Here is a 25,967-nt window from a genome sequence, read left to right as displayed (position 1 = left end):
GTCAGATGCGGTGACGCTTGAGGTACGCCCGCAGCTGGCCGAACGTGCCGTCGTCGATCCCGTACTCGAGCACCGGCTTGATCTGCTCGAACCACTCGCGCGTGGAAGGCACGACCCTGGCCGCCGCCCTCTCCAGATCGGCGGTGCCGATCATGCGGGGGATCCCGGATGCCACGGACTCGGTGAACGCGGCCTCGATCGCCTGGTGCACGACGTAGGCGATGTCGGCGCCGGAGAACTCGGCGGTCCGTCTCGCCACCTCGCGCGCGTCGACCGCAGCCACGGGCTTGTCGCGCAGGGTGTTCTCGATGATCGCGACGCGCGCGGGCTCGTCGGGCGGAAGCACCAGCACGGTGCGGTCGAGGCGTCCGGGGCGACGGAGGGCCGGATCGACGTCCCACGGACGGTTCGTGGCGGCGAGGATGTAGATGCCGTCGTTGTCGGCATCCACCCCGTCCAGCTCTTCGAGCAGTTGACTCGCGAACATCCGCAGGTACTGGGACGACGACCCGCCGGACGTCCGCCGGCCGCCGATCGCGTCGAACTCGTCGATGAAGATCACGCACGGCCGCGCCGCGCGCGCCGCCTCGAAGAGGGAGTGGATCGCCTGCTCGGTCTCGCCGAAGTGCGGGCGCACGAGGTCGGCGAGGGTCGCGTGCACGAAGTTCGCCTCGAGCTCGCCGGCGATCGCCCGCGCGATGAAGGTCTTGCCGCATCCGGGTGGGCCGTACATGAGCAGGCTGCCGCGCGCGGCCTTGCCGAACATCCGCGCCATCTCGGGATTGCGCATCGGGAGGAGGAACGCCCCGTTGAGATGCTGCTTGACCTCGTCGAGCCCGGCGACATCGGCGAGGGTCACGGCCGGACGCTCGACGTCCCACACCGGCTTCTCGACCTGCTCCGCGGAGATCCCGACGAGGGGCGGGTCGTCCGGCGCGGTGTCGGGCGCGGCGGGGGCCGGCCCGGTCGCCGCGGCGGGCGGGGGCGCGGTGGGCGGCGTCGTGCCGGGCGGTGTCGCGGCGGCAGGCGGGGTCGCGGCGGGCGACGTGGCCCAGGGCGCGGGAGGCGGAGGCACCGAGGCCGGGCCGACCGGAGCCGCACCCGTCGCGCTCGCGTCGGGCGTGGCATCCGGAGCCTGTCCCGCGCGCAGACGCGCCGCCGCCAGCCGCGCGCGCAGCACGCTCACCGTGGCCGCGTTCGCTCCCCGTTCGGCGACGCGCTCGATCTCGACGGCGGCTTCGTCGAGGTGATCCTGCAGCAGCAGCTCGACGAGGTCGACGCGCAGACCGAGGTTCCCGGGGTCGGCCGCGACGGCCGCCCGGATGATGTTGACGAAGTCCTCGGAGCCCGTCATGACCGGATCAGGCTCCGCGCAGCCGTTCGGCGAGGTAGCCGTGGAGCGCATCGAGGCCGATGCGCTCCTGGCCCATCGTGTCGCGGTCACGCACGGTCACGGCGTTGTCGTCGAGCGAGTCGAAGTCGACCGTGACGCAGAACGGGGTGCCGATCTCGTCCTGGCGACGGTAGCGGCGGCCGATGGCGCCGGCGTCGTCGAAGTCGATGTTCCACCCGGCCGCGCGCAGGGTGTCGGCGGTCTCGCGAGCCAGCGGCGACAGGCGCTCGTTGCGCGAGAGCGGCAGCACGGCGACCTTGACGGGCGCGAGGCGCGGGTCGAGCTTCAGCACCGTGCGGGTGTCGGTGCCGCCCTTGGCGTTGGGCACCTCTTCTTCGCGGTACGAGTCGACGAGGAACGCCATCATCGCGCGGGTGAGACCGAACGAGGGCTCGATCACGTAGGGCGTGTACTTCTCGCCCGAAGCCTGGTCGAAGAACGTGAGCGACTGACCCGATGCCTCGGAGTGGCTCTTGAGGTCGTAGTCGGTGCGGTTGGCGACACCCATGAGCTCGCCCCACTCCTTGCCCGGGAAGCCGAAGCGGTACTCGACGTCGATCGTGCCGGCGGAGTAGTGCGCGCGGTCGTCCTCGGGGACGTCGAAACGCTTCATGTTCTCGGGGTCGATCCCGAGGTCGATGAACCAGTTCCAGCAGGCCTCGACCCAGTGCTCGAACCACTCGTTCGCTTCGGCCGGGGGCGTGAAGTACTCGATCTCCATCTGCTCGAACTCGCGCGTACGGAAGATGAAGTTTCCGGGCGTGATCTCGTTGCGGAAGGCCTTGCCGACCTGGCCGACACCGAACGGGGGCTTGCGACGGGATGCCGTCAGCACGTTCGAGAAGTTCACGAAGATACCCTGCGCGGTCTCGGGACGCAGGAAGTACAGCCCCGACTCGTCGTCGACGACGCCGAGGTAGGTCTTGACCAGACCCGAGAACGACTTGGGCTCGGTGTACTGGCCCTTCGTGCCGCAGTTCGGGCACGGGACGTCGGCGAGGCCGTTCTCGGCCTTGCGTCCCTTGCGCGCCTCGAAGTCCTCGATGAGGTTGTCGGCGCGGAAGCGCTTGTGGCAGTGCAGGCACTCGACGAGCGGGTCGGTGAAGGTCGCGACGTGCCCCGACGCCTCCCACACGCGCTTGGGGAGGATGACGCTGGAGTCGAGGCCGACCATGTCACCGCGCCCGCGGACGAAGGTCTGCCACCACTGCCGACGGATGTTCTCCTTCAGCTCGGTGCCGAGGGGGCCGTAGTCCCACGCGGAGCGCGAACCGCCGTAGATCTCACCGGCCTGGAACACGAACCCGCGGTGGCGGGCGAGGGCGATGACCTTGTCGAGGCGGGACTGTTCGGCCACGGTGGCTCCAATGGTCGGGAAAGCTGTGGGATGCCGCGGATGACGCGGACCTCCAGTTTACCGAAGCGGCCCGTCGCCGCCGGGCCTCTCCCCCGCTCAGCGCGTGAGGCGCTCGCGCCGTACCGTGGCGGCGTCCAGCGCGGCCGCGTCGATCTCGACGCCGAGGCCGGAACCGGTGGGGACGCGCATGTGCCCGTCCTCGAGCACCGCGGGCTCGGTGACGATGTCGTTCGCGTAGAAACGGGCGGATGCCGAGATGTCGCCGGGAAGAGTGAAGCCGGGGAGCGCGGCGAGAGCGGCGTTGGCCGCGCGCCCGATCCCCGTCTCGAGCATGCCGCCGCACCACACGGGGATCCCGGCCTCCCGGCACAGATCGTGCACCGCGACGGCCTCGAGGTAGCCGCCCACGCGTCCCGCCTTGATGTTGACGATCGCCGCGGAGCCGAGCGCCAGCGCGTCGGCCGCGGCCTTCGCCGAGACGATCGACTCGTCGAGGCAGAGGGGCGTGCGGATCGTCCTCGCGAGGCGCGCGTGGTCGACGAGGTCGTCTTCCTGCAGGGGCTGCTCGATGAGCAGCAGGTCGAAGCGGTCCAGCTCGGCGAGGGTGTCGGCATCCTGAAGCGTGTACGCCGAGTTCGCGTCGACCTGCAACGGGATGTCGGCGAAGGTCCCGCGGACGGCGGCGGTGTCGGCGAGGTCGCGCCCCGGCTTGATCTTGATCTTGATGCGGACGTAGCCCTCGTCGAGGTACCCGCCGACGACGTCGACCAGCGCGGCGGGATCGCTCTGGATGCCGACCGAGACACCCGACGGCACCCGGGTCTTCTCGGCGCCGAGGTACGCGCCGAAGCTCCGCCCCTCGGCGCGGAGCGCGGCGTCGATCACGGCGAGCTCGAGGCCCGCCTTGGCCATGCGGTGCCCGACGAAGGGCGCCAGGATGCCGGGGACCTCCTCCGGCGCGAAGGTGCGGCGTTCGAGGAGGGCCGGGGCGAGGTAGCGAAGGAGCACGTCCCACGCGCTCGCGGTGTACTCGCTGGAGTACAGGGGCGCGGCCATCGTCACGACCTCTCCCCAGCCGCGACCGTCCGCCGTCTCCGCCGCGACGACGATCACCTCGCGCACGGCCTCGGTGCCGAACGACGTCGTGAACGGCGACACGAGGGGCAGGTGCAGGACGCGGAGCTCCACGGCATCCAGGGTCACGGGCGAGGCGGCGCGGGTCACGGGCATGACGGCAGGCTAACCGGACGGCCGCGCGAGCCGGGGGCGCGCTCGCGGCGAGCCGGGGGCGCACCTTCGGCGAGCGAAACTCCTGAAAGATCGGTGCTCAGGCCGCTTCCCTGGGACCGAGCGACCTTCCACCGCCGGTTTCTCAGGAGTTTCGCTCGCGGTCCCGCCGCAAGCCGAGGACCGGCGAGGGCCGGCGGAGGGACCGGCGACGGCCCCACGGGACGGCGCGACCGTAACGCCCGGACCCCACCCTGGCAAGGCCGACGACCGGGCCGGGTCGCGCGCGTACGGTCGGGCGCATGAGCGACGACTTCACCCCCCGCCACGCGATCGTCACCGGCTCCGACTCGGGGATCGGCGCGGCCACCGCACTCGCCCTCGCCGACGCCGGTATGGACGTCGCGGTCACCTACCACTCCGACAAGGACGGCGCGGAAGAGACCGCCGCCGCGGTGCGCGCCCGCGGATCGCGCGCGATCGTCGCGCAGTTCGACGCGACCGACTTCGACGCGGTTCCGGATGCCGTGAACGCCATGGCCGACGAGCTCGGCGGCCTCGACGTGTTCGTGAACAACGCCGGCGGCGGCATCGGCGGCTCGTTCCTCGACCTCGACTTCGACACCTGGCGCACCGACATCTCCCTGAATCTCGACGGGGCTTTCCTCGCTCTGCACACCGCCGCCCGCCGCATGGTGAAGGCGGGGGTCGGCGGCCGACTCATCGTCGTGTCGAGCGTGCACGAGCACCAGCCGCGCGTCGGCTCCGCGCCGTACGTCGCCGCGAAGCACGGCGTCGGCGGCCTCATCAAGACGATGGCCCTCGAACTCGGGCAGTACGGCATCACCGCGAATGCCGTCGCGCCGGGCGAGATCGCCACCCCGATCAACGACATGTCGTCGGAGGATGCCGAGCGCACCCACCGCCCCGGCATCCCGCTCGGCCGCCCGGGCAAGCCCGAGGAGATCGCCGACGTGATCCGCTTCCTCGCCTCCCCCTCGGGCTCGTACGTCACGGGTGCCAGCTGGGTCGTCGACGGCGGAATGCTGCAGATGGGCCCGCAGGCGGGCTCGCACATGGACTCGGACGCGTGGCGTTCGGCCGGCGAGAAGGAGTGAGCGTGAGCGACGACAAGAGCTTCGAAGAGAACCGTCACGACCAGCTGACGAGCGCCCCGAAGGCCACCGAGGAAGACGCGGCCCCCCGCTTCGACGTGACCGAGCACGACGGCGTCACACGCATCGACGTGCGCGATGACGCCGCGGTGCGCCCGGGTCCGGGTCAGGGCGACGCGGCTGCCGAGAAGGACGAACCCGTCTCTGGCTCCTGAGCCTCAGACGATCAGGTAGCCCCGGCGGTCGAAGCCGCCGATCCGGCGCCCGGATGCCAACTGCCCCCGCAGCTCGTCTCGCACGCGGACGCGCCACTCGGCAGCCGCCGCCGGGTCGGTGCGGCGGAGAGCCTCGATGTCGTCGGGCACGGGCACGACGGCCAGGATCTCGGCGTCCCCGCGCGTGGCCGCGGGCGGCTCGGCGAGCGCCCACGCGACCATGAGCCGGTCGGACTCGTCGCCGCGGTTCACGTCGTCGGGCATCTCGCCGTACTGGTTGACGAGGTAGTCGGTCACGCGCGTGCCGAGGGCGGCGAGGTTGAAGTGCGCGTTGCGCGCGATCAGCGGGTCGAAGGTCCACGTGATGCGTCCGACGCCCCGCTCAAGCGCCCACTCCCGCTGGTGGTTCTTCAGCTGTCGACCGAGGCCGCGGCCCTGATAGCCGGGCAGCACGCCGGTGATGTGCGAGTGCATCGACCTGTCGGCGGGCGGGCCGAAGAAGGCCGCCGAGGCTCCGATCATGCGATCCTCGTCGAAGAGCCCGACGACGTAGTTGCCGGAGTGCTCGAGCGCCCGCAGGATGTTCGCCGGCATCGTCGCGCGATCCCCGACCCAGACGGCGTCGAAGAGACGAGAGGCCTCGTGGATCCCCTCGATCGTTCCCAGCGGACGGATGTCGATCTCGCTCATGCCCCGAGTCTGGCATCCGGCGACGGCGCCTGCGCCCGCGCCCGCGCCCGCGACTGTGCCCGCGCCCGCGCCGGCGCCAGACACCCTCGTCCCACTTCTGACGCTTCGTGTCCCACTTTTCGCCAGTTCGCGGCGACGCGACCGGCCATAAGTGGGACAGGGGATGCCGCACCGGGGCCTGGGGAACCGGATCAGCCTCGACGCATGACGAAGGCCCCCGTCGACTCGTCTCACCCGTGACGCCCGCGCCGCGCGGGCAGACGAGGAGACGACACGATGAGAGCCGGACGCATCACCACCGCCCGTCGCCCGCGGGGCGTCTTCATCGCGACGGGGATCGGCGCAGGACTCGTGGTCCTCATCGCGCTGGGGCTCTTCCTTCCGCTCGTCGGCTTCCTCGCCGGGACCACCGCGTCGACTGCGGGGCTCATCCCCTTCCCCGCGCTGAGCGTGACCCTCGTCACGCTGGTCGGCGCCGTCGTCGTCGCGGGGCTCCTCCTTCTCGCGCTCACCCGCCGTCGCACGGGCTTCGCGATCGTGTGGGTCGTGCTCGCCGTCGTCGTCGCGCTGGCGGTGACGGTGTTCCCGCTCGTGGCCGTGGCATCCGGATCCGCGGAGCGCGCCTCCGACGTCGTCCCGATCCTCGGCGAGCTGTGGAGCCGCCTGACCGGTCAGGCGTGAGCCGTCAGCGGGGCAGCTTGTCGATCCCGCCGACGTGGCGGATCGTGCGCCCGCGCTCGACCGCGATCGCGATGCCCCCGACGAGCCACAGCGGCACTTGCATGAGGAACGCCCAGCGGAAGGCATCCAGGGAGTAGGTGTCGGGGGTGCCGGCTCCCTGCACGTCCATCGCGATGCCGATGAACAGGATCGCCAGGAGCGCCGCGAGGAACCCGCCGCCGTTCACGATGCCCGTCGCGGTGCTGAGTCGGTGGCTCGGCGTGAACGTGCGGGCGTGGTCGAACGCGATCATCGACGCGGGTCCGCCGGTCGACAGCGCGAACATCAGCACGATCAGCAGCCACACCGGCGCAGGCCCCGGCCAGACGATGACGACGATCCACACCGCGGCCTGGAACACCACCGTCGGCAGCACGAGCCAGCGCGAGCGCCGCGTCGGATGCCGACTCGACAGCGCGCCGATCACTGGACCGCACAGGATGCCGAAGAAGACGAGCGTGGTCATGATGAGCGACGCGGTGGCCGGAGCCAGTCCTTCACCCGCGGTGAGGAACGGGAAACCCCACAGCAGCATGAACGCGGTGCCCGCGAACGGCGTGGCGAAGTGCGACCAGAAGCCCAGCCGCGTTCCCGGGTGCGCCCACGACTCGCGGAAGCCCTGCCGCAGGTCGGCGGAGGACTTCACGACCCGGATCGCGCCCGTCTGCGTGTCGACGGACGTGTCGACCGGGTCGGAGCGTCGTTCGGGAGGACGGTTGCGGATGATCAGGTACGTCAGCACACCGAAGAGCACGCCGAGACCGGCGACGCTGCCGAACGCGACGCTCCAGCTCGTCGCGTGCAGAAGGGCGGCGAGCGGTACGACCGCGATGATCTGCCCGAACTGCCCGATGATCCCGGTGAGCTGCACGAGCAGAGGCGCTCTCTGAGCGGGGAACCACGTCGCGATCACGCGCAGCACGCTCGGGAAGATCGCCGCGTCGCCCGCGCCGATGAGCACACGGGCCAGGATGCCGATCCCCACCGCATCGGCGAACGCCATCACGAGCTGGCCCGCCGCCATCAGCAGCATGCCGGTCGCGATGATCGGGCGCGCGCCGAACCGATCGAGGAGGAGGCCGACGGGAATCTGCATCGCGCCGTAGACGAAGAGCTGGATCACGGCGAACATCGACAGCGCCGAGGCGTCGGCGTGGAAGCGGGTGGCCGCGTCGACGCCCACGGCCGAGAGCGAGGTGCGGTTCACGATCGACACGACGTACGCGAGGAGACCGATCCCCCACAGCAACCACGTGCGCCACCCGGGGCGGTCCAGGCGCAGGGTTTCGGTCACGGTTCCAGGCTATCCGCGCCCACCGACATCGGTCCGCCGCTGCCCGGGAGGAGGAGGCGCGCGGTCAGGACGCAAGGTCGCCGAGCACGTCGGACATGCGCTGGCGGACCTCGTCGAGATGGCGGGTCAACGGCATCCGGTCCTCATCCGCCAACCAGCGCTCGAGGGCGGTCTGCAACAGCTCGACGGTGAGACCCGCCACGACCCGTGACGTGAGGGGATCGCTGCCCCGTGCGGTGCATCCCGCGCGGATCGCCTCGCGCAGGTCGGCCTGCTTCTGCAGGTCGCGTTCTCGGAGAGCGGGCTCGGCCTCGATGATCCGACGGGAGGCCGCCATCTGCTCGCGCCGCGGCTCGAACCGCTCCACGGCGAGCACGCGCAGACCCGTCCAGGCGACTGAGAAGGGCGAGGCGGCGACCGGGGCGGCGGCGAGCATGTCCCTCGCCCGGGCCGGAATCTCGTCGTCGCCGAAGAAGACTTCGCGCTTGTCGCTGAAATGGCGGAAGAACGTCCTCCGCGTCACGCCGGCCCGCTCGACGATGTCGGGCACGGTCGTCGCGCCGAAGCCGCGCTCCTCGAAGAGCTCCAACGCGGCGACGCGGAGCCGCTCTCTCGTGTCCGGAGCCCATCTCGCCATGCGTCCGAGCATAGGTGATGTCATCGAGTGTCATCAGGTCTATAGTGAAGACACCTCGTGTCATCACTGCGGAAAGGCTCCGATGTCCTCCCACGCTGCGGCGATCATGCCCGCACCCCGCGCCCGCCTGACCGCGACGACGCTGCCCACCCCGACACCCGCCCCCGACGAAGTCCTCGTCCGGGTGCGGGCCGTCGCGGTCAATCCCGTCGACTGGGTGATCCAGGGCACCAGCCGGGTCACGTATCGGTGGCTCCGCACCCCCGCGGTCCTCGGCTCCGACGTCGCGGGCGACGTGCTCGCGATCGGCGCGAACGTCACGCGCTTCCGCGTCGGCCAGCGGGTCTTCGGCCTCGCGACCGGCACCGACCGCGGGCGCGACCCGCTCCGCGAGGGCGCGTTCCAGGATGCCACCGTGTTGAGCGAGCGACTGACGGCGGCGACCCCCGCATCGCTGACCGACGAAGAGGCGGCGGTCTTCCCCCTCGGCCTGTCGACCGCGGCCTGTGCCCTGTTCCAACCCGCCCACCTGGGGCTCCCCCTTCCCTCCGTCGACACCGCGGACGGCGACGCCGGCGTGGTGGTGGTCTGGGGCGGGTCGACCAGCGTCGGGATGAACGCCGTCCAGCTCGCGCGCGCCGCCGGCTACGAGGTCGTCAGCACCGCCTCGCCGCGCAACGCCGACCTCGTGCGATCGCTCGGAGCCGACGCCGTCGCGGACCACGGCTCCCCGACGGCCGTCGATGACCTCGTCGCCGCCATCGGCTCACGCCCCGTCATCGGCGCCGTCGCGCTCGGTGCGGGGTCGGCGGACGCGTGCATCGACATCCTCGCGCGCACGGGCGGCACGCGCCTCGCGCTGGCCAGCACCCCGTACTCGCTCGCCGGCCTGGTCGGCCGCCGGCGCCTGTTCCCCGCCATGATCCCGACCTTCTCGCGCATCGGGCTCGCGACGGCGCGGTCGATGCTGCGAGCCCGGCGCCGTGGCATCCGTGCCGCCTTCGTGTGGGGAAGCAGCCTGCGCGACGACGCTCTCGGGCCGCGGCTGTGGGGAGAGGTGGTGCCCCGCCTCCTGGCCGACGGGCGCCTGCGCCCCCCTGCCCGAGCCGATGGTCGTCGGCACCGGACTCGAGGCGATCCAGAACGCCCTCGACCGGCAGCGGGCGGGGGTCTCGGCGCGCAAGATCGTGGTCCGACTCTGATCGCAGCCGAACCGGAACGAGGTGTGGTCGGCGACCTCACGCGGGCACGGCAGAATGGTCCGATGGTCTCCGCGAGCCCCCACCTGCAGCCCGATCACGCGTGCCTCATCGTCCACGGCAGCGACACCCCCGGCATCATCGCCGCGGTGTCGGCGCTCATCGCTCGACAGGGCGGCAACATCGTCGCCTTCGACCAGTACTCCGACGACCCTCGCGGGGGCGCGTACTTCCAGCGGGTCGTGTTCTTCCGTCCCGACCTCGCCGCCGCTTTCCCCGAGATCGAGGCCGACCTGGCCAAGACGCTCGGCGACGGCTTCGAGCTGGAGTGGACGCTCACCGACCTCTCCACGCCCAAGCGCATGGCGATCCTCGCCTCGAAGCAGGACCACTGCCTCCTCGACCTGCTGTGGCGACACCGACGCGGCGACCTCCCCGTGAGCATCCCGATGGTCGTGTCGAACCACACCACCGCGGCCGAGGACGTGCGGTCGTTCGGCGTCCCGTTCTTCCACGTCCCCTCCACGCCCGGCCCCGACAAGTCGGCATCCGAAGCGCGCATCCTCGAACTGCTGGTCGGAAACGTCGACTTCGTCGTGCTCGCCCGGTACATGCAGATCCTCTCGCCCGACTTCCTCGAGAAGATCGGGGTGCCGGTGATCAACATCCACCACTCGTTCCTGCCTGCCTTTATCGGCGCCGAGCCCTACAAGAAGGCGAAGGAGCGCGGGGTCAAGCTCATCGGCGCCACCTCGCACTACGTCACGAGCGACCTCGACGAGGGCCCGATCATCGAGCAGGACACCGTGCGCGTGACGCACGCCGACTCCGCGGCCGAGCTCGCCCGCCGCGGCGCCGACGTGGAACGTCAGGTGCTGTCACGCGCGGTGCTGTGGCACGCGGAAGACCGCGTCATCCGCCACGGCAACCACACGATCGTCTTCTGACGCGCCCGGCGACCGCCGGCGCGGCGTCTCGCGGCCCCGCCAGCCGCCGCGACCCCGAGAACGCACGTGATTGGTGAGGCCGCACGCGTTTGCGTGTAACGGCAGGCGGCCTCGGCAAACGAGTGCGGTCTCGGCGACGGGCGGGCCGGGGCGGCCGGGGCGGGCCGGGCGGGGCGGCCGGGCCGGCGGGGCGGGGCGGGGCGGGCCGCCGCGCGTCAGTCGGGATCCGTCGCGCGGCTCAGGGGGCCCGTGCCGCCGCGCGGGGGCTGCTTGCGCTGGTCCGACAGCTCGCCGCCGACGCGTCCGCCGTACGGGCGGCCGTGATCGGCGAACTCCGCGCGGAAGTACGCCAAGCGCCAGTCGCCGAGTTCGATCCGCGCGCCCGTGCGCAGGATCCGGCCGTCACCGCGTCGCCCTTCGACGGACGACCCGCCGCCCCCGACCTCGTCGAAGCCGTAGAGGACGTACTCGTCGTCGCCCTCGTGCCGGATCTCGGCGTGCACGGGCGCCAAGCCCGGCAGGCGCAGGTCGGCCTCGTCACCCGATCCGATGACCGTGCGCTCGGGCAGCAGGTCGAACTCGCGCGGCGGCTTGCCGTCCCAGGTCGCCGAGCCGACGGCGAAGATGAGGCGCGGCCGACCGGAGCCCGGCGTGTAGTGCGTCGTCGTGACCCGTCGCCGCACCCTTCGGTTGACCGTGGGCACGAGCGGCATCCGCGTTCCGGGCGGCACCGGCACCGACGGACCCCGGCCACTACCGCGCCGCACGAGCAGCGGGGCGACGGCCGCGACCGAGCCGAGCCGGATGTGAGCCGAGCCGGTGACCGCGCGCTGCAGGACGCTGCTGCGCACGTCGCCGAGGTGCAGGATCGGGCCGTCCGGCCCCTCGACCCGCACGGAGATCCCGCGCGCGGCGAGCGCGTCGGCCACGGTCGACAGCTCCGCGAGGGTGCGGCGGCCATTGCCGGGCAACCGCGACGGATCGTTGATCACAACACGAACCTCCGACCCCGCGGCGGTGATCGTCCCCTCGAACGGAGTGATGCCGGCATCCGCCCCTCCGTCCTGTTCGGCGAAGGCGAGGTCGATGTCGAGGCGCACCATGTCGGCGCCGCCTCTCAGTTGCCGCGGTACGGGTCGGAACCCGCCGCGGTGTCGTCGCTGGTCGTGACGCGGAGGGTGCCGTTGAGCTTCCACGTGGCGCGCGGAGCGTCCGGGCCGATGTCGCGCGGCACCTCGATCGTCATGTCGACGAACGAGTAGTTCACGGCGGCGCCGCGGCCGGTCAGGTACGACCACATCTCCCGACCGAGGTCGGTCCAGTCGGTGATCGAGTGCCCGGACGGCCCCGCGGGGTCGGCGAACGGGTCGGTGGGGGCGGTGGAATCGGACATGACGGCATCCCTTCGGTCGATGAAGGGCACCAGGGTCGCACCGGAGACGGAACACGAAGGAGGGATTGCGCTTCGCGTCCTGCTGAGGCAGCGGGTGTCAGGGGCTGAGGTGGTGCGCCCCGTCGGGGAGACGTCGACGGCGCCACGAGCCGAGGATGTGCTCTTCCATCGCCACGCGGGCCGCCGCCGAATCGCCCGCCTCGATCGCCTCGAACACGCGCTCGTGCTCGGCGAGCGTGCGGGGCACCGCGTCGACGGGGTTGTTGCCGTCCCACCGGGCGCTCTGGCGCGGGCGCACGAAGAACGAGCGCGCGATGGTCGCCGCGATCTGATTCTTGGATGCCGCCATGACCGACAGGTGGAACTGCATGTCCGCTTCGAGGAAGGCGGGGTTGTCGTCCTGCAGGCGCCGCATGTCGTGCAGGTGGCCCTGGATCTGCACCCGCGACTCGTGGCTGCCGGTGGCCGCGACCTCGCCGGCCATGACGCCCTCGAGCGCGGCGCGCACCACGCTCACCTCGTCGAGCACGCCGAGCGACTCGTCGTGGCGCACGAGGGAGTCGAAGACGAGCGGATCGAGCACGTTCCAGTCGTTGAAGGGGCGCACGCGCGTACCGCGGCCCTGGGCGACCTCGACGAGACCCTTCTCCTGGATCCTCTTGATGCACTCGCGGATGACCGTGCGGCTGACGCCGAACTCGTCGCAGAGAGCCTGCTCCGGGGGCAGATACTCCCCGATGGCGACCGCACCCGTGACGATCGACTCGACGAGCTCCTCGAGGACCCGCGCCCCGATCCGGTCGATCTGCCCGCGCTTCGGCACCCCGGCGCGCGGCTCGGTGGCGGGAAGCATGGAGAGCACTCTACTCCGCCTACCGCTCCACGCTCCGGCGGACGCCGAGTTCCAGACCGGTCCGACTGTCACGCACGTGAGGGCCCTTCTCCCCGCCCCACACGAAGTCCGCCTCGCCCGCGTGGAGCGCTTCGTCGATCGCGATCCCTCCCCCGGGGAGATCACCGAGAACGAGGCCGCCGTCGGCCACCTCGTAGTCGACGGTGATGCCCGTCGGCATCTGTGCGGTGGTGACCTCGGTCAGCAGGTGGTTGGGGATCGCCGTCGCCACCGCCATCGTCGACGGGTTGGACGTCATCCCGATCGGGCTGACCGGGAGATCCCTCGCGTGCGCGGCGACCGCGACGCGGAGCGAGTGGGTGACCCCCCAGACGGCGGCCGCCTGGACGATGTCGACGGCCTCCGCGTCGAAGAGCTGTCGGTACTGCTCGAGGCCCGTGAGGTTCTCGCCCGTCGCGACGGCCGGGGAGATGGCATCCCGCAATCGGCGCAGGCCGGACGCGTCCCACCGCCGCAGCGGTTCCTCGACCCACGCGATCTCGACGGTCTGCTCGAGGTGCTGGATGTAGCGGATGGCCTGCGGGAGGTTCCACGACTCGTTCGCGTCGAGCATCACGAGCGGTTCGTCGGTCGCCTCACCGAGCACGTCCCGTACGAGAGCGAGGCGCTCGGCGTCGTGCCGATAATTGCGTCCCCCCTTCAGCTTCGCGGCGGTGAATCCGCGCTCGCGCATCGAGGAGTAGAACTCTGCGAGCCCCGCGGAGTCGAGGGCGATGTCGAGCCCCGACGCGTATCCCGGGATGAAGCGGTCCCGTCCTCCGAGCAGACGCCACAGCGGTTCGCCGAGGGCCTTCGCCTTGATGTCCCAGAAGGCGCTGTCGAGCGCCCCGATGCCCCCGAACACGGCACCCCCGTGCCCGTTCTTGAACATGCGCGCGATCATGCGGTCGTACAACCACGACGTCGCCCGCGGGTCCTCGCCCTCGACGGCCTCGAAGAGCTGCGGGATGCCGTCGTGCATCCCCATCCCGACCCCCTCGATGCCCTCGTCGGTCTCGACGATGACGAGCGGGAGGGCGGTGACGCCCGAGGCGATGTAGCCGTTGACGTCGCCGACCGGACGCCCCCAGTCGAGCGTGGTGTTGATCAGGCGGTATCCCGTGATCTTCATGAGTGAACCTCTTCCACCCGGGTGACCGGGGTCATTCCTTCGTCCCGCCCGCCGTCATTCCTTCGACGAGGAATCGCTGCGAGAACAGGAACACGATGAGGATCGGCGCGATGGACACGATCGTGGCGAGCGCCATCACCGGGAGATCGAGAGTGACGGATGCCGAGGAGGTGGGGTTGAACAACGGCACGTTCGACAGCAGCTCGGCGAGGCCCACCTGGATGGGAGCCTTGCGGCCGGGTTCCATCACGAAGGGGAGGAAGTAGTTGTTCCAGTTGCCGACGAGGTTGAAGAAGCCGACCAGCGCGATCACGGGCGTCGCGAGCGGCAGCGCCACCGACCGGAAGACCCGCATCTCGCTCGCGCCGTCGATTCGCGCGGCGTTCAGGAGGTCCTGCGACACGCTCGTCGTGAAGTAGATGTACGTGAGGTACACCCCGAACGGGAAGAACGAGAACGGCAGGATGACGGCCCACGGGGTGCCGACGAGCTTGAGCGCGCTCATCTCGAGGAACACCGGCAGCACGAGGGCGGTGTTGGGGATGAGCATGACCACGAGCGTCAGGATGAGCAGCAGCCCGCGGAAGCGGAACCGGGTCATCGCGAGCGCGTACCCCGCGGGGATCGTCACGATGAGGGTGATGACGAGCGCCACTCCCGTGTAGAGCGCGGCGTTGCCGGTCCACTGCCAGATGATGCCGTTCTGGAACTCGCTCAATCGCGCCCAGTTGTCGGCGATCGTGGCGAAGGAGCCGAAGGAGAACGGCGGCTGGCCGGTCAGCTCGGTGGATGACTTCGTCGGCGCCAGCAGGAGCCAGACGATCGGCATCCCGAAGACGAAGACGAAGAACAGGATGACGACGGTGACGAAAGCCTTCCCGAGGAAGGCCGCGGGGGTCACTGTGCGCGCGGTCGCGCGGGACTTAGTCGCGTTCAAAGAGTCCTCCTCGGAAGACGAAGAAGGCCGCAAGACCGGCGGCGACGACCAGCAGCATGAGCGAGATGGCCGCCGAGCCGTTGAAGTCGTTCTGGCGGAAGGCGTAGAGGTAGGCGACCTGGTTCAGGGAGTAGTCGAGACCGACGACGCCCTTGCTGGCCTGCGAGAGCACGCGCGGCTCGACGAAGAGCTGGGTGCCGGCGGCCAACGACATCACGGCCATGTACGAGATCCACTTCCGCAGCAGCGGGATCTGGATGTACCAGGCGGTGGCGATCGGGCCGGCGCCGTCGATGCGGGCGGCCTCCATGAGCTCGACGTTGATGTTGTTCAGGGCGCCGTACATGATGACGATCCAGCCGCCGGCTCCGGCCCAGAAGGCGATGACGGTGAAGACGACGGGGAGGTTGCCCTCGTTGCCGACGACGTCGACGAACGTGTTGAAGCCGAGCGCCCGCAGCAGTCCGCTCACGGGACTCACGGTCGGGTCGAGCATGAAGAGCCACAGCAGCACGCTCGACGCACCGGCGAGCGCCCCCGGGATGTAGAAGATGAAGCGCGACGCGGACGACAGCCACCGCACACGGATCGCGTGCACGATCACCGCGAGGATCACGACGATGATGACGAGGCTGGTCAGCCAGATGGCGATGAACGCCGCGACGTGACCGACGGCCGGGAGGAACCGGTAGTCCTGCACCGTCTTGAGGAAGTTGTCGAAGCCGACGAAGGCTCCGTCCTTGGTGAACGCCAGGTACGCGGCGTAGAGGGTCGGCAGGATGCCGAACGCCAGGAGCAGCACGACGTATCCGCTGACCATCAGGTAGCCGAACGTCGACTGGGCTCGACGCAGAGAGAGCATGCTCACGTCCGTTCTCGGGGGGAAGGGGCTGGCCGCATCCGCGGGGCGAATGCGGCCAGCCCGAAAGGGGTGCGGGTTACTTCTTGACGTCGTAGCCCTGGACCTGCGCCTGGTTGTCCATCTCGGTCTGCCAGGCCTGAGTGGCATCCGAGAGGGGCTTACCGGCGGTGATGACCGGGAGCGCGGCCTTCGAGAACGCGGCCTCGACGCTGAAGCTCGGGTAGCCCCAGCCCTGCCAGACCGAGCTGGCCGCCGTCGAGACGCTCGACTGCAGGTCGCCGGTGAAGAAGCCCTGCGCCGCCTGCTCCTTCAGCCATGCGTCGGCCGCGGACTGGTAGGCCGGCAGGCCGGACGCGAGCTTGACGGCGTCGTCCGAGCTGGTGGCGTACGTGAGGAACTTCTTGACGGCCTCGAGGTTCTTCGAGTGGCTCGAGGCGTACCAGACACCGCCACCGACGTTGCCGGTGACCTTGTCGCCACCCGACCACGAGAGCGGGGCTCCCGCACCGATGGTGCCGGCGGTGTAGTTCAGGCTCTTCTCGTTGTCGAACAGCGCGCCGGCGTACCAGGCGGGGCCGGGGATGCCGACGAGCTTGTCCTTGTACTTGGAGACGAAGTCGGCGCCGAACACGCTGTCGGTCACGAGCGTGCCGTTGGCGAGCATGTGGTCGATGAGGTCGGTGGCCTTCTTCGAGTTGGGGTCGGAGAAGTTCGAGGTGAAGGTGTTGCCGTCGACCTGGAAGATCGGGGCTTCGGCGCCCCAGTAGTACACGTACGGCGCCTGGAACGAGTCGCCGACCGAGCCGAGGATGTAGCCGGGGTGCTCAGCGGCGATCTTGTCGCTCAGTGCCTCGTAGTCCTCCCAGGTGGTGGGGACGGAGTAGCCGAACTGGTCGAGCAGCGGCTTGTTGTACCAGAACAGCACCGGAGCGAGGTCGTTGCGGAGGCCGTACACCGTGTCGTCGACGGTCATGGGGCCGAGCGCGCCCTTGGTGAAGCCGTCGAGGAAGCTCTGGTCGAAGAACCCCTTGTTCAGCGGAGCGGCGAACGCCTGCTGTCCGTTGTTCTCCTTCGAGGCCCACGAGGTGTCGTTCTGCTGGGTCGAGAAGACGACGTCGGGCCAGCCCTCACCGGACTGGTCGAACAGCGCGACCTTCTGCTGGAACGAGCCCGAGCCGCCGGAGCCGCCGTCGTAGGTCTCGATGTTGATCTTCACGTCCGGGTTGGCCTTCTCGAACGCCTGCGCGAGAGGCTCGCGCGACGAGTCGACCCACACGGTGATGGCGCTGGAGGGGTCCTGCTCCGCGGCGGTGAAGCCGTACTGGTTGTCGGACTCATTGCCGCCGGTACCGGTGCTCGGGCTGCACGCGGTGAGGGCGAGGGCGGACGCCACGGCGACTCCGCCCACGAGGGCGAGGCGACGATGAGCGCGAGAAACATGCTGCGTCATTGCGGAAGCTCCTGTCTTCTTCGACGAGGTCGGGTGACCGGATGCCAGCATAGGCCATACGTCATATGTTTAGACAAGGGTCGAGATGATTTCGTGACAAAAGCGCGCGATTCCCTCGTGATCGCGCGGAATTCGTCGGGTGTTCTCGCGTCGAGGGCACGGCTCGCCCACCCCCAAAGAAGCATTTGACGGTTCCTCGCCGACCGTTCACCATGGCACGTATGGCCTCGCTCGACGAACTGCGCGCCCTCGCGCACCCGCTCCGCCTGAGACTGCTGTCGCTCCTCACGGCGACCGCTCTCAGCGCGGCGGACGCGGGTCGCGAGCTCGGGGTCTCGCAGGCCTCGGCCAGCTATCACCTCCGCGTTCTCGAACGGGCGGGGCTCATCCGCGTGGTGGAGGTCGAGCGCGTCCGCGGCGGCGACGCCAAGCGCTATCGACACGAGGCGTCGTCGCGGCGTTACGACGTCGACGCCCCGGGCGTCACGCGCTCCGCGGAGGCGGAGGCCGAGTACATCGACGCGCTCTCCGACGAACTGCGTCGGCGCGCGCGCCACCGCGTCGACGGGCCGGCCCTCAGCACCGACGCGGAGCTGTGGCTCGATCCCGCCGTCTGGCGCCGTGTCGTACAGCACGTCGGCGAGGCATCCGCTCTGCTCCATGCCGCGGCGCAGCCGCCGCGCACGCCGGGGACTCGACCCGTCTCGATGACGGCGGCCCTGTTCCCGCTGCGGCGGACCCGATGAACGACACCGCACCCGGCCCCCTGGCGCACGCGCCCTTCCGATGGCTTCTCGCCGCACGTACCACCGCCATCGTGGGCAACGCCGTCGCGCCGATCGCCCTCGCCTTCGCGGTGCTCGATCTGACCGGATCCGCGGCCGATCTCGGCGTCGTGGTGGCCGCGCGCTCCCTCGCGAACGTCGGCATGCTGCTGTTCGGCGGGGTGATCGCCGACCGCCTTCCGCGCAACGTCGTCCTCGTCGGCGCGTCGCTCGCCGCGGCCGCCAGCCAGGGCCTCGTCGCCGCCCTCGTGCTCACGGGCACCGCCGCCGTCTGGTCGCTCGCCCTGCTCGGCGTCGTGAACGGGGCGGTCGCCGCCGTGAGCCTGCCGGCGGCGGCCGCGCTCGTCCCCGACACCGTGCCCGACGCGCTGCTCCGCCCGGCCAACGCCTGGCTGCGGCTGGGGCTGAACGCGGGGAGCATCCTCGGGGCGTCGGTGGGGGCGGCCGTGATCGCCCTCATCGGTCCGGGCTGGGGCCTCGTCATCGACGCCGTCGCATTCGCCGGGGCGGCCGCGCTGTTCTCGCGCCTCCGGCTCGCCCGCACACCCCCGCGCTCCGCGGCCGGCGCCTCGGTCCTCGCCGAGCTGCGCCACGGGTGGCGGGAATTCTCGAGCCGTCGGTGGATCTGGATCGTCGTGCTCCAGTTCGCCGTGCTGAACGCCGCGTTCACGGGTGCCACCACGGTCCTGGGGCCCCTCGTCGCCGACGAGACCTTCGGACGCGGGGGCTGGGGCCTCGTGATCGCGGCGCAGACGGCGGGCTTCGCCCTGGGAGCACTCCTCGCCCTGCGGTGGCGGCCGCGGCGCGCCCTGGGCATCGGCGTCGCGGCCATGGCATCCGCGGCTCTTCCGGTGGCGACGCTCGCTCTCGCCCCGACTCTCCCGGCGCTCGTCGCGGCCTTCGCCCTCGGCGGCTTCGCGATCGAGCTCTTCGCGATCGCCTGGGATCAATCCCTCCAGGCACACGTCCCCCGAGACGCTCTGTCGCGCGTGTACTCGTACGACATGGTGGGGTCCTTCGTCGCCGTCCCCCTGGGCGAGATCGTCGTCGGTCCCCTCGCGCACGCCGCGGGGACGGTCCCGGTGCTCCTCGGGTGCGCGGCGATCATCGTCGTCGCGACGGCGGTCGCCGCGAGCTCGCGGAGCGTCTGGAGCATCCGCGCCTGAGGGTCAGTACACGTACTCCATCAGTTCGACGCCGAGCACCCGGAACGCGTCGTGCGCCCGCAGACGGTGCGAGATGGAGAGATCGTCAAAGTTGACGATGAGCGCGTACGCCACGCCCGCACGCGGTCCCCCGAGCACCCCCGCCTCGGCCCGCACGCCCGGGGCGCGGCCCGTCTTGTTGATGAACAGCAGGCCGTGCTGGTCGTTCTCGTGCGCGAACGGATCGAGGCCGGTGGCGGATGCCACGAGCGCGAGGTCGTGGTTCAGACTCAACCACTCCGCCACCTGGGCGCTGACGCCCGGTGACACCACCGTCGAGTTCACGAGCCCCGCGAACAACTGCGCCATCTCGCGGGCGGTCGACAGGGCCACGTGCGGGGCGTCGTCGGGGCCGCGGTCGTCGCGGAACCGGTCGAGCAGAGCCGTTCGCCGCAGCCCCAGCTGCTCCGATCGCGCCCGCACCGCCTGGAGACCGACGCGCTGCAGAAGAGCATTCGCGGCCAGAGCATCGCCCGCCGAGGCGGCGAGCACGGCGACGTCCGCGATCGGCAGCGCCGGTGCCTTCAGGTGCTGCCACATACCGCCGACCGCCGCGCCGTGCACCGTCGAGCGATCGATGATCTCGAGCGCGTCGATCGTGCCCGCCTCGATGGATGCCGCCACCTCGACGAGGAGCGGAACGACCCCGAGGCCGCCGACGGGCAGCGTCAGGAAGTCGTCGCCGACGAGCACCTGCGACCCGCCGTCGAGCTCGTCGATGCGCACGGAGACACGCGCCCCCGACGCCGCGAGCTCGTCGAGCGCTCGCAGCGTCGCGGTGAACGAGCGCCGCCCGGCTGCCGCGCGCCGCGGGAGGCGCTTCGGACCTTTCCGCCCGGCCCCCCGGAGCGCGGGCGCATCGCGTCGTGACGACTCGACGGCCCCGCCGAGGGGCTCGGGGGCGGCGGGCTCGGGAACCGGGGGCATGCCCACGAGCGTGGCTCCTTCCGGGTCAGAAGAGCAACAAACTCCGCCTCACCAAATGGTGACGCGCTGGTCGGCGTCCAGCCAGAGAGCGTCGCTCTCGGTGACCTCGAACGCCTCGTAGAACGCATCGATGTTACGCACGATCTGGTTGCAACGGAACTCGTTGGGAGAGTGCGGATCGATGGTGAGAAGGCGGATGGTCTCGGCATCCCGGCCCTTCTGCTGCCACACCTGCGCCCAGCTCAACAGGAGACGCTGGATGCCGGTGAGCCCGTCGACGACCGGACCTTCGGGGTCGAGACCCTCGGCCTCGAGCGAGAGGCGGTACGCCGAGATGGCGATGCCGAGTCCCCCGAGGTCGCCGATGTTCTCGCCGATCGTCAGCGCGCCGTTGACGTGGTGCTCCTCGGACAGCCCCTCGGGGACGAGCGCGTCGTACTGCGCGATGAGGGCCTTCGTCCGCTCCTCGAACGCCGCGCGATCGGCATCCGTCCACCAGTCGCGCAGCGACCCGTCGCCGTCGAAACGGCTGCCCTGGTCGTCGAAGCCGTGCCCGATCTCGTGCCCGATCACGGCGCCGATCCCGCCGAAGTTGGCGGCGGCGTCGCGGTCGGCGTCGAAGAACGGGTACTGCAGGATCGCCGCGGGGAAGACGATCTCGTTCATGAGCGGGTTGTAGTACGCGTTCACCGTCTGCGGCGTCATGTGCCACTCGTCGCGGTCGATCGGCTGACCGACCTTGGCGAGCTGACGGTCGTGCTCCCAGATGTTGGCCCGACGGACGTTGCCGATCAGGTCGTCGGCGAGGATCTCGAGGTCGCCGTAGTCCTTCCAGCGGACGGGGTAGCCGATCTTGGGCGTGAAGGCTTCGAGCTTGGCCAGAGCGCGCTCGCGCGTTTCGGCGGTCATCCACTCGAGCGCCGCGATCGAGCGCCGGTAGGCCTCGATGAGGTGGGCGACGAGTCCGTCCATCGCGTCCTTCGCCGCCGGCGGGAAGTGCCGCTCGACGTACACCTTGCCGATCGCCTCGCCCAGGGCGGCCTCGGTGAGGCTCACCCCCCGCTTCCACCGCTCGCGGTTCACCGGTACCCCGGTGAGCTGCGTGCCGTAGAACGAGAAGTTCTCGGCGACGAACGCGTCGGGGAGGAACGCGGCGGAGGCGTGCACGATCTTGAAGCGCAGCCAGGCCTTCCAGTCGTCGAGACGCTCCGGCGTCAGCAGGGAGCCGAGCGCCTCCACGAAGCTGGGCTGGTAGACCACGACCTCGGCGAGGGCGGCCTCGTGCCCGGGCGCGACACCGGCGCGCCACGGCTCCAGGTCGACGCCGGCGAGGGCGACCGTGTCGTCCCACGACTTCAGGTTGTAGGTCTTGACCGCGTCACGGCTGTCTTCGCGCGACCAGTGGTGCGCCGCGATCTCGGTCTCGAGGGCGAACACCCGGGCAGCGGCATCCGCCGCGTCGGGAACGCCCGCCAGGTCGAGGATGCGCTCGATGTGCGCGCGGTAGGCGTCGCGTGTCTCGGCGAAGTTGTCGAGACGGTAGTAGCTCTCGTCCGGCATCGAGATGCCGCCCTGGTACAGCACGGGGACGTAGCGCGTCGGATCGCCCGGGTCGGGCTCGACGAAGAGGGCGATCAGGCCGCTCATGCCCTCGCGCTCCAGCTCGCCCGTGAGGCGGAGGAGGTCCGCGACCTCGTGGACGTCGTCGACGCGCCGCAGCTGGTCTTCGATCGGCGTGCGGCCGAGCTCGTCGATGCGGGCGGTGTCCATGAAGCTCGCGAACAGGTCGCCGATCTTGCGGGCTTCGGTGCCCGGCTCGGCCTGCTGCGACTCCTCGACGATCGTGCGGACGTCCTTCTCGGCCTGCTCGGCGATCAGGTGGAACGCGCCCCAGCGCGCCTTGTCCTCGGGGATCTCGGTGCGCTCGAGCCAACGGCCGTTCACGTGTCGGAACAGATCGTCCTGCGGGCGGATCTCGTCGCTCAGCTCTTCGAGCGCGAGACCGGAACGGGGGGTCTCGGTCATTCAGCCAGGATAAATGCCCCATGTTCGGTGCGGGCTGGGGATGCCGAGATTGCGTGGGGCGGCGTTGCGTGGGGGCGCGGCGGGTGGGGCGGCGCGGGGTGGGGTGGCGCGGGACGCGTTGCGTGGGGCGCGCCGCGCACCGCGCGAGCCGCGCCGCGTGAACCGCGACGCCTCCCCGGCGATGTCGGCGGGTCGTCTTAGGCTCGACGCGTGAGCACCCGACCGCCCGAGACGCTCAATCGGTCGATCCTCCGGCTGGCCGTCCCCGCGCTCGGTGCGCTGATCGCCGAGCCGCTGTTCCTCATCGTCGACGGCGCCATGGTCGGGCACCTGGGCGTCGCCCCGCTCGCCGGTCTCGGTATCGCGGGCGCGGTCCTGCACACCGTCGTCGGGCTCATGGTCTTCCTCGCCTACTCCACCACTCCCGTGGTGGCGCGCCGTTTCGGGGCGGGAGAGATGGGGCGCGCCGTCTCCGTCGGCATCGACGGCATGTGGCTCGCCCTCACGCTGGGAGCCGTCCTCGCCGTCGCCGGGGTGTGGGCGACGCCGGCCGTGGTCGACGCGTTCGGCGCCGCACCCGACGTCGCCGAGAACGCCCGCGTCTACCTGTCGATCTCGATGTGGGGCCTGCCGGCCATGCTCATCGTCTTCGCGGCGACGGGCCTCCTCCGCGGCCTCCAGAACACCGTGACCCCGCTGTGGATCGCGGGCGTCGGGTTCGCAGCCAACGCGGCCCTCAACGCCGTCTTCATCTACGGGTTCGGGTGGGGGATCGCGGGCTCCGCGGCGGGCACGGTCGTGGCGCAGTGGGCGATGGTCGGTGCGTACGTGGTCGTGGTGGGGCGGCTCGCGCGTCGGCACACGGCATCCCTTCGTCCCGAACGCGCGGGGCTCGGGGGGACCGCCCGATCGGGCGGATGGCTGTTCCTGCGCACCCTGAGCCTTCGGGTGGCGTTCCTCGCCACGGTCGCCGTCGCCACCCAGCTCGGCTCGGCCGAACTCGCGGGGTGGCAGATCGCCTTCACGATCTTCTCGACGGCCGCGTTCGCGCTCGACGCCCTGGCCATCGCGGCTCAGGCCCTGATCGGTGCCGGTCTCGGCGCGGGCGATCTCGCGACCGTCCGCCGCGTCCTGCAGCGCACGGTCGCCTGGGGACTCTGGTTCGGCGTCGCCGTGGGGGCCGTCATCGCGGCAGCCTCGGGGGTGGTCGGGCTGATCTTCACGGGCGACCCCGCGGTCGCGGCCCTGATCCAGCCCGCACTCCTGGTGCTCGCCGTCGCGCAGCCGCTCGCCGCGGTCGTGTTCGTGCTCGACGGCGTGCTCATCGGCGCCGGAGACGCGCGCTATCTCGCGCTCGCGGGCGTGCTCAACCTCGTGCCGTACGTGCCCGCCCTCGTCGCGGTCGCCGTGTGGGCGGGCGGCGGTGCGGGCGGGTTGGCGTGGCTTTCGGCCGCGTTCTTCGGCGTCTACCTGCTCGCCCGGGCCGTCACCCTCGGGCTCCGCGTCCGCGGCCAGGCGTGGACGACCGCGGGCGGTTGAATCCGCACCGCGCCGTCCGAGGGCGGGAGCCCGCGGTCAGCTCCCGGGCTGGTTGGCGTACGACACGTTCACGCCCCGCTGATCGGCCGAGTTGGCGGACGCGGGCGAGTACCCGATCTGCGAGGTGACGCCCGTCGTCGGGTTGCCCTTGGTTCCGGCCGAGTAGGAGAGGGTGAACGAGAGGACGTCCTTCGCGGCGAGCGCGGACGACAGCTTCAACAACACCGACCGCCGTCCCCCGGAAACGGTGTTCTCGGCCACCGTCAGCAGCTTCGACACCGCTTTCCCGTTGACCGTGACGCTCTTCGGCGTGACGCCGCCGCCGATCGCGGCGTCGAAGGAGACGCGGATCCCGTCCCCTGCCTTGATGGGATTCGGACCGATCGAGGTGAGCGTCGCGGACGACGGCCGGTACGCCGACCCATTCCCCGACGTGATCTTGGCCCACTTCACCTTCAACGCCCCGCCGAAGGGCTTGGCGCTCACGGGCTTGCCGGCCGTGATCTTCCACACGTTGTCGGAGGTGTCGGCGTCGTCGTTCGGAGTCTTCAACCGCCAGGTGTACGCGGTGTCCGCCGGCGCGAAGGTGTCGTTGGGGTAGTCCCCCAGGAACGTGGCCTTCGGCCGCACGAGGACGCCGGTGAACGGATCTGTTTTCGGCGCGATCGTCGCCGTGAAGGTCGCCGTGTAAGTCGCACGGTTGCCCGACATGGTGGGTCCGCTGAACTTCGCGGCTGCGGATCCGGCCGAGGTGCGGGTGTCGTAGGTGAAACCGGTCACCTTCCACAGGCGACTGTCGACCTCGAGCGTCAGGACGATGGTCCCCTTATACGCCGTCGTCCCGGTGTTGGCGATCACGGTGCCGGCCGGCTCGGAGGCGTCGAAACGCTGCGTCAGCGCGGGCGTGAAGAGGGGGATGCTGCTCCCGAACTGCGGCCCCTGCAGGGCGAGGTTCACGGTCTTGGGCGTCGCCGCCCACGCCGGGGTCGCGGTCATCGCGGTCGCCGCGGCCATCGCGGGCACCGCCCACGCCCCCACTTTCAAGAACGAGCGGCGATCGAATCCGGAAGAAGCGGGCGACGAGGAGATCACGGGAGGTCCTATCCGTTCGGGGGGCGAGGAAAACGGCGTACCCGTCGATTTATCCGCACCGCGGCGGGGTTCTCAAGGACTTGACGGTGAGAAAACTCTCACGCCCAGCGGCGACACCACTCGTACATGACGACCGCGGCAGCCGAGGCCGCGTTGATCGAGCGCGTGGATCCGTACTGCGTGATCTCGACGACAGCGGATGCCGCGGCGAGCGCCTCGGGCGAGAGCCCCGGCCCCTCCTGCCCGAAGAGCAGCACGCAGGCCTCGGGGAGCTCGGCACGGTTCACCGGCACCGAGCCCTCGACGTTGTCGATCGCGATGACCGGGAGCCCGGACCCCCGCGCCCACGCGGTGAACGTCTCGACGTCTTCGTGGTGCCGGACGTGCTGGTAGCGGTCGGTCACCATCGCGCCGCGGCGGTTCCAGCGGCGTTTGCCGATGATGTGGACCTCGGCCGCGAGGAAGGCGTTCGCGCTGCGGACGATCGAGCCGATGTTGAGGTCGTGCTGCCAGTTCTCGATCGCGACGTGGAACGGATGCCGCTTCGCGTCGAGGTCCGCGACGATCGCCTCCATCGTCCAGTACCGGTAGTCGTCGACGACGTTGCGGCGATCCCCCTCGGCCAGGAGTTCCGGGTCGTAGCGCGGGTCGTCGGGCCACTCCCCCGGCCAGGGACCGACCCCGTGCGTGGGGGCGGGCGCGGGCGCGGAGCGCGTGGCATCCGTCGGGTCGGTCTCGACCGCGCTCTCCGGCGCCGGCGTGGGCTCGTCGGCATCCGTCACCGCCTCAGGCTACCCGCGCGCCCGGTCGTCTCGAGAGCACCCGTTCCGCGCGAGGTCGCACGCTGTGCAACGTGCGCACCCTGCTCTCTCGACCCGAACGTGCACTCTCGCCCGATGACGGGTTTTCGGCCCGCCGAAAAATAGCTAAGGTT

Annotated in this window: 24 protein-coding genes and 1 pseudogene; 8 read left to right on the top strand and 17 right to left on the bottom strand. The window is 70.7% G+C overall.

Going from position 1 to position 25,967, the window contains the following annotated elements; all coding sequences use genetic code 11:
• Position 1: 1 nt before the first annotated feature.
• From MTES_RS08945 to menC, 3 genes are all read right to left on the bottom strand, one after another.
• Positions 2-1,354, bottom strand: coding sequence for an ATP-binding protein (locus tag MTES_RS08945; protein WP_013584923.1), 1,353 nt, complete (start codon positions 1,352-1,354; stop codon positions 2-4).
• A 7-nt stretch (positions 1,355-1,361) separates the two neighbouring features.
• Positions 1,362-2,750, bottom strand: a complete 1,389-nt coding sequence (locus tag MTES_RS08940; RefSeq protein WP_013584922.1) for a glycine--tRNA ligase — start codon at positions 2,748-2,750, stop codon at positions 1,362-1,364.
• 96 nt (positions 2,751-2,846) lie between these two features.
• Positions 2,847-3,980 (bottom strand): o-succinylbenzoate synthase, encoded by a 1,134-nt coding sequence (gene menC, locus MTES_RS08935; RefSeq protein WP_013584921.1) that lies wholly within the window; start codon positions 3,978-3,980, stop codon positions 2,847-2,849.
• A gap of 299 nt (positions 3,981-4,279) precedes the next feature.
• On the opposite strand from menC, the gene MTES_RS08930 reads away from it, so the two are divergent.
• Positions 4,280-5,095, top strand: coding sequence for an SDR family oxidoreductase (locus tag MTES_RS08930; protein WP_013584920.1), 816 nt, complete (start codon positions 4,280-4,282; stop codon positions 5,093-5,095).
• A 2-nt stretch (positions 5,096-5,097) separates the two neighbouring features.
• Positions 5,098-5,307 (top strand): hypothetical protein, encoded by a 210-nt coding sequence (locus tag MTES_RS08925; protein ID WP_013584919.1) that lies wholly within the window; start codon positions 5,098-5,100, stop codon positions 5,305-5,307.
• A gap of 3 nt (positions 5,308-5,310) precedes the next feature.
• Here MTES_RS08925 and MTES_RS08920 read toward each other — a convergent pair whose 3' ends face one another.
• Positions 5,311-5,997 (bottom strand): GNAT family N-acetyltransferase, encoded by a 687-nt coding sequence (locus tag MTES_RS08920; RefSeq protein ID WP_013584918.1) that lies wholly within the window; start codon positions 5,995-5,997, stop codon positions 5,311-5,313.
• A gap of 276 nt (positions 5,998-6,273) precedes the next feature.
• Here MTES_RS08920 and MTES_RS08915 point away from each other — a divergent pair, with 276 nt between their 5' ends.
• On the top strand, positions 6,274-6,678 hold the full coding sequence (locus MTES_RS08915; RefSeq protein ID WP_013584917.1) for a hypothetical protein: 405 nt from the start codon (positions 6,274-6,276) through the stop codon (positions 6,676-6,678).
• 4 nt (positions 6,679-6,682) lie between these two features.
• Here the strand turns inward: MTES_RS08915 and MTES_RS08910 are convergent, their stop codons facing one another.
• Together MTES_RS08910 and MTES_RS08905 are read right to left on the bottom strand one after the other, a co-directional pair.
• On the bottom strand, positions 6,683-8,011 hold the full coding sequence (locus MTES_RS08910; RefSeq protein WP_013584916.1) for an MFS transporter: 1,329 nt from the start codon (positions 8,009-8,011) through the stop codon (positions 6,683-6,685).
• 64 nt (positions 8,012-8,075) lie between these two features.
• Positions 8,076-8,648: a TetR family transcriptional regulator gene (locus MTES_RS08905; RefSeq protein WP_043362506.1), complete on the bottom strand. Its 573-nt coding sequence runs from the start codon at positions 8,646-8,648 to the stop codon at positions 8,076-8,078.
• Between MTES_RS08905 and MTES_RS20025 the strand changes: the two are divergent.
• A pseudogene (locus tag MTES_RS20025) lies at positions 8,551-9,024 on the top strand (alcohol dehydrogenase catalytic domain-containing protein); the annotation flags it as partial. The gene MTES_RS08905 and the pseudogene MTES_RS20025 sit on opposite strands and share 98 nt — an antisense overlap.
• An 888-nt stretch (positions 9,025-9,912) precedes the next feature.
• Positions 9,913-10,794: a formyltetrahydrofolate deformylase gene (purU, locus tag MTES_RS08895; RefSeq protein ID WP_043362505.1), complete on the top strand. Its 882-nt coding sequence runs from the start codon at positions 9,913-9,915 to the stop codon at positions 10,792-10,794.
• A 215-nt stretch (positions 10,795-11,009) separates the two neighbouring features.
• On the opposite strand, the gene MTES_RS08890 is transcribed toward purU, so the two are convergent.
• From MTES_RS08890 to MTES_RS08860, 7 genes are all read right to left on the bottom strand, one after another.
• Positions 11,010-11,897, bottom strand: coding sequence for an FHA domain-containing protein (locus tag MTES_RS08890; RefSeq protein ID WP_043361257.1), 888 nt, complete (start codon positions 11,895-11,897; stop codon positions 11,010-11,012).
• 14 nt (positions 11,898-11,911) lie between these two features.
• Positions 11,912-12,187, bottom strand: a complete 276-nt coding sequence (locus MTES_RS08885; RefSeq protein WP_013584912.1) for a hypothetical protein — start codon at positions 12,185-12,187, stop codon at positions 11,912-11,914.
• Positions 12,188-12,284: 97 nt separating this feature from the next.
• Positions 12,285-13,040, bottom strand: coding sequence for a FadR/GntR family transcriptional regulator (locus tag MTES_RS08880; RefSeq protein ID WP_043361254.1), 756 nt, complete (start codon positions 13,038-13,040; stop codon positions 12,285-12,287).
• Between the two features lie 19 nt (positions 13,041-13,059).
• Positions 13,060-14,211: a mandelate racemase/muconate lactonizing enzyme family protein gene (locus tag MTES_RS08875; RefSeq protein ID WP_013584910.1), complete on the bottom strand. Its 1,152-nt coding sequence runs from the start codon at positions 14,209-14,211 to the stop codon at positions 13,060-13,062.
• 31 nt (positions 14,212-14,242) lie between these two features.
• The gene (locus tag MTES_RS08870) at positions 14,243-15,148 is read right to left on the bottom strand and encodes a carbohydrate ABC transporter permease (RefSeq protein WP_013584909.1); all 906 of its coding nucleotides are present in this window, start codon (positions 15,146-15,148) and stop codon (positions 14,243-14,245) included.
• Positions 15,135-16,010, bottom strand: a complete 876-nt coding sequence (locus MTES_RS08865) for a carbohydrate ABC transporter permease (RefSeq protein WP_013584908.1) — start codon at positions 16,008-16,010, stop codon at positions 15,135-15,137. Before MTES_RS08865 ends, MTES_RS08870 begins: the two co-directional genes overlap by 14 nt.
• Before the next feature lie 76 nt (positions 16,011-16,086).
• Positions 16,087-17,460, bottom strand: a complete 1,374-nt coding sequence (locus MTES_RS08860) for an ABC transporter substrate-binding protein (protein ID WP_013584907.1) — start codon at positions 17,458-17,460, stop codon at positions 16,087-16,089.
• A 212-nt stretch (positions 17,461-17,672) separates the two neighbouring features.
• Between MTES_RS08860 and MTES_RS08855 the strand changes: the two genes are divergently transcribed.
• Together MTES_RS08855 and MTES_RS08850 are read left to right on the top strand one after the other, a co-directional pair.
• Positions 17,673-18,206, top strand: a complete 534-nt coding sequence (locus MTES_RS08855; protein ID WP_043361251.1) for an ArsR/SmtB family transcription factor — start codon at positions 17,673-17,675, stop codon at positions 18,204-18,206.
• Complete coding sequence (locus MTES_RS08850) at positions 18,203-19,411, top strand: MFS transporter (RefSeq protein WP_013584905.1); 1,209 nt, start codon at positions 18,203-18,205, stop codon at positions 19,409-19,411. Before MTES_RS08855 ends, MTES_RS08850 begins: the two co-directional genes overlap by 4 nt.
• A gap of 3 nt (positions 19,412-19,414) precedes the next feature.
• Here the strand turns inward: MTES_RS08850 and MTES_RS08845 are convergent, their stop codons facing one another.
• A complete protein-coding gene (locus tag MTES_RS08845) occupies positions 19,415-20,377 on the bottom strand; it encodes a serine hydrolase (RefSeq protein ID WP_043362500.1) in 963 nt (320 codons plus the stop codon).
• 48 nt (positions 20,378-20,425) lie between these two features.
• The gene (locus tag MTES_RS08840) at positions 20,426-22,402 is read right to left on the bottom strand and encodes a M13 family metallopeptidase (protein ID WP_013584903.1); all 1,977 of its coding nucleotides are present in this window, start codon (positions 22,400-22,402) and stop codon (positions 20,426-20,428) included.
• Between the two features lie 210 nt (positions 22,403-22,612).
• Between MTES_RS08840 and MTES_RS08835 the strand changes: the two genes are divergently transcribed.
• Positions 22,613-23,941, top strand: a complete 1,329-nt coding sequence (locus MTES_RS08835; protein ID WP_013584902.1) for an MATE family efflux transporter — start codon at positions 22,613-22,615, stop codon at positions 23,939-23,941.
• A 36-nt stretch (positions 23,942-23,977) separates the two neighbouring features.
• Here MTES_RS08835 and MTES_RS08830 read toward each other — a convergent pair whose 3' ends face one another.
• Both MTES_RS08830 and MTES_RS08825 read right to left on the bottom strand, forming a co-directional pair.
• Positions 23,978-25,033 carry a hypothetical protein gene (locus tag MTES_RS08830; RefSeq protein ID WP_013584901.1) on the bottom strand — a complete coding sequence of 352 codons (1,056 nt, stop codon included), beginning with the start codon at positions 25,031-25,033 and terminating at the stop codon, positions 23,978-23,980.
• 98 nt (positions 25,034-25,131) lie between these two features.
• Positions 25,132-25,815 carry a TrmH family RNA methyltransferase gene (locus MTES_RS08825; RefSeq protein ID WP_013584900.1) on the bottom strand — a complete coding sequence of 228 codons (684 nt, stop codon included), beginning with the start codon at positions 25,813-25,815 and terminating at the stop codon, positions 25,132-25,134.
• Positions 25,816-25,967 lie beyond the last annotated feature (152 nt).

It is taken from the genome of Microbacterium testaceum StLB037, assembly GCF_000202635.1.
GTDB classification, from domain to species: domain Bacteria; phylum Actinomycetota; class Actinomycetes; order Actinomycetales; family Microbacteriaceae; genus Microbacterium; species Microbacterium testaceum_F.
Note: the sequence above shows the minus strand (reverse complement) of the source record. Positions and strands in the feature narration are given on the sequence as shown.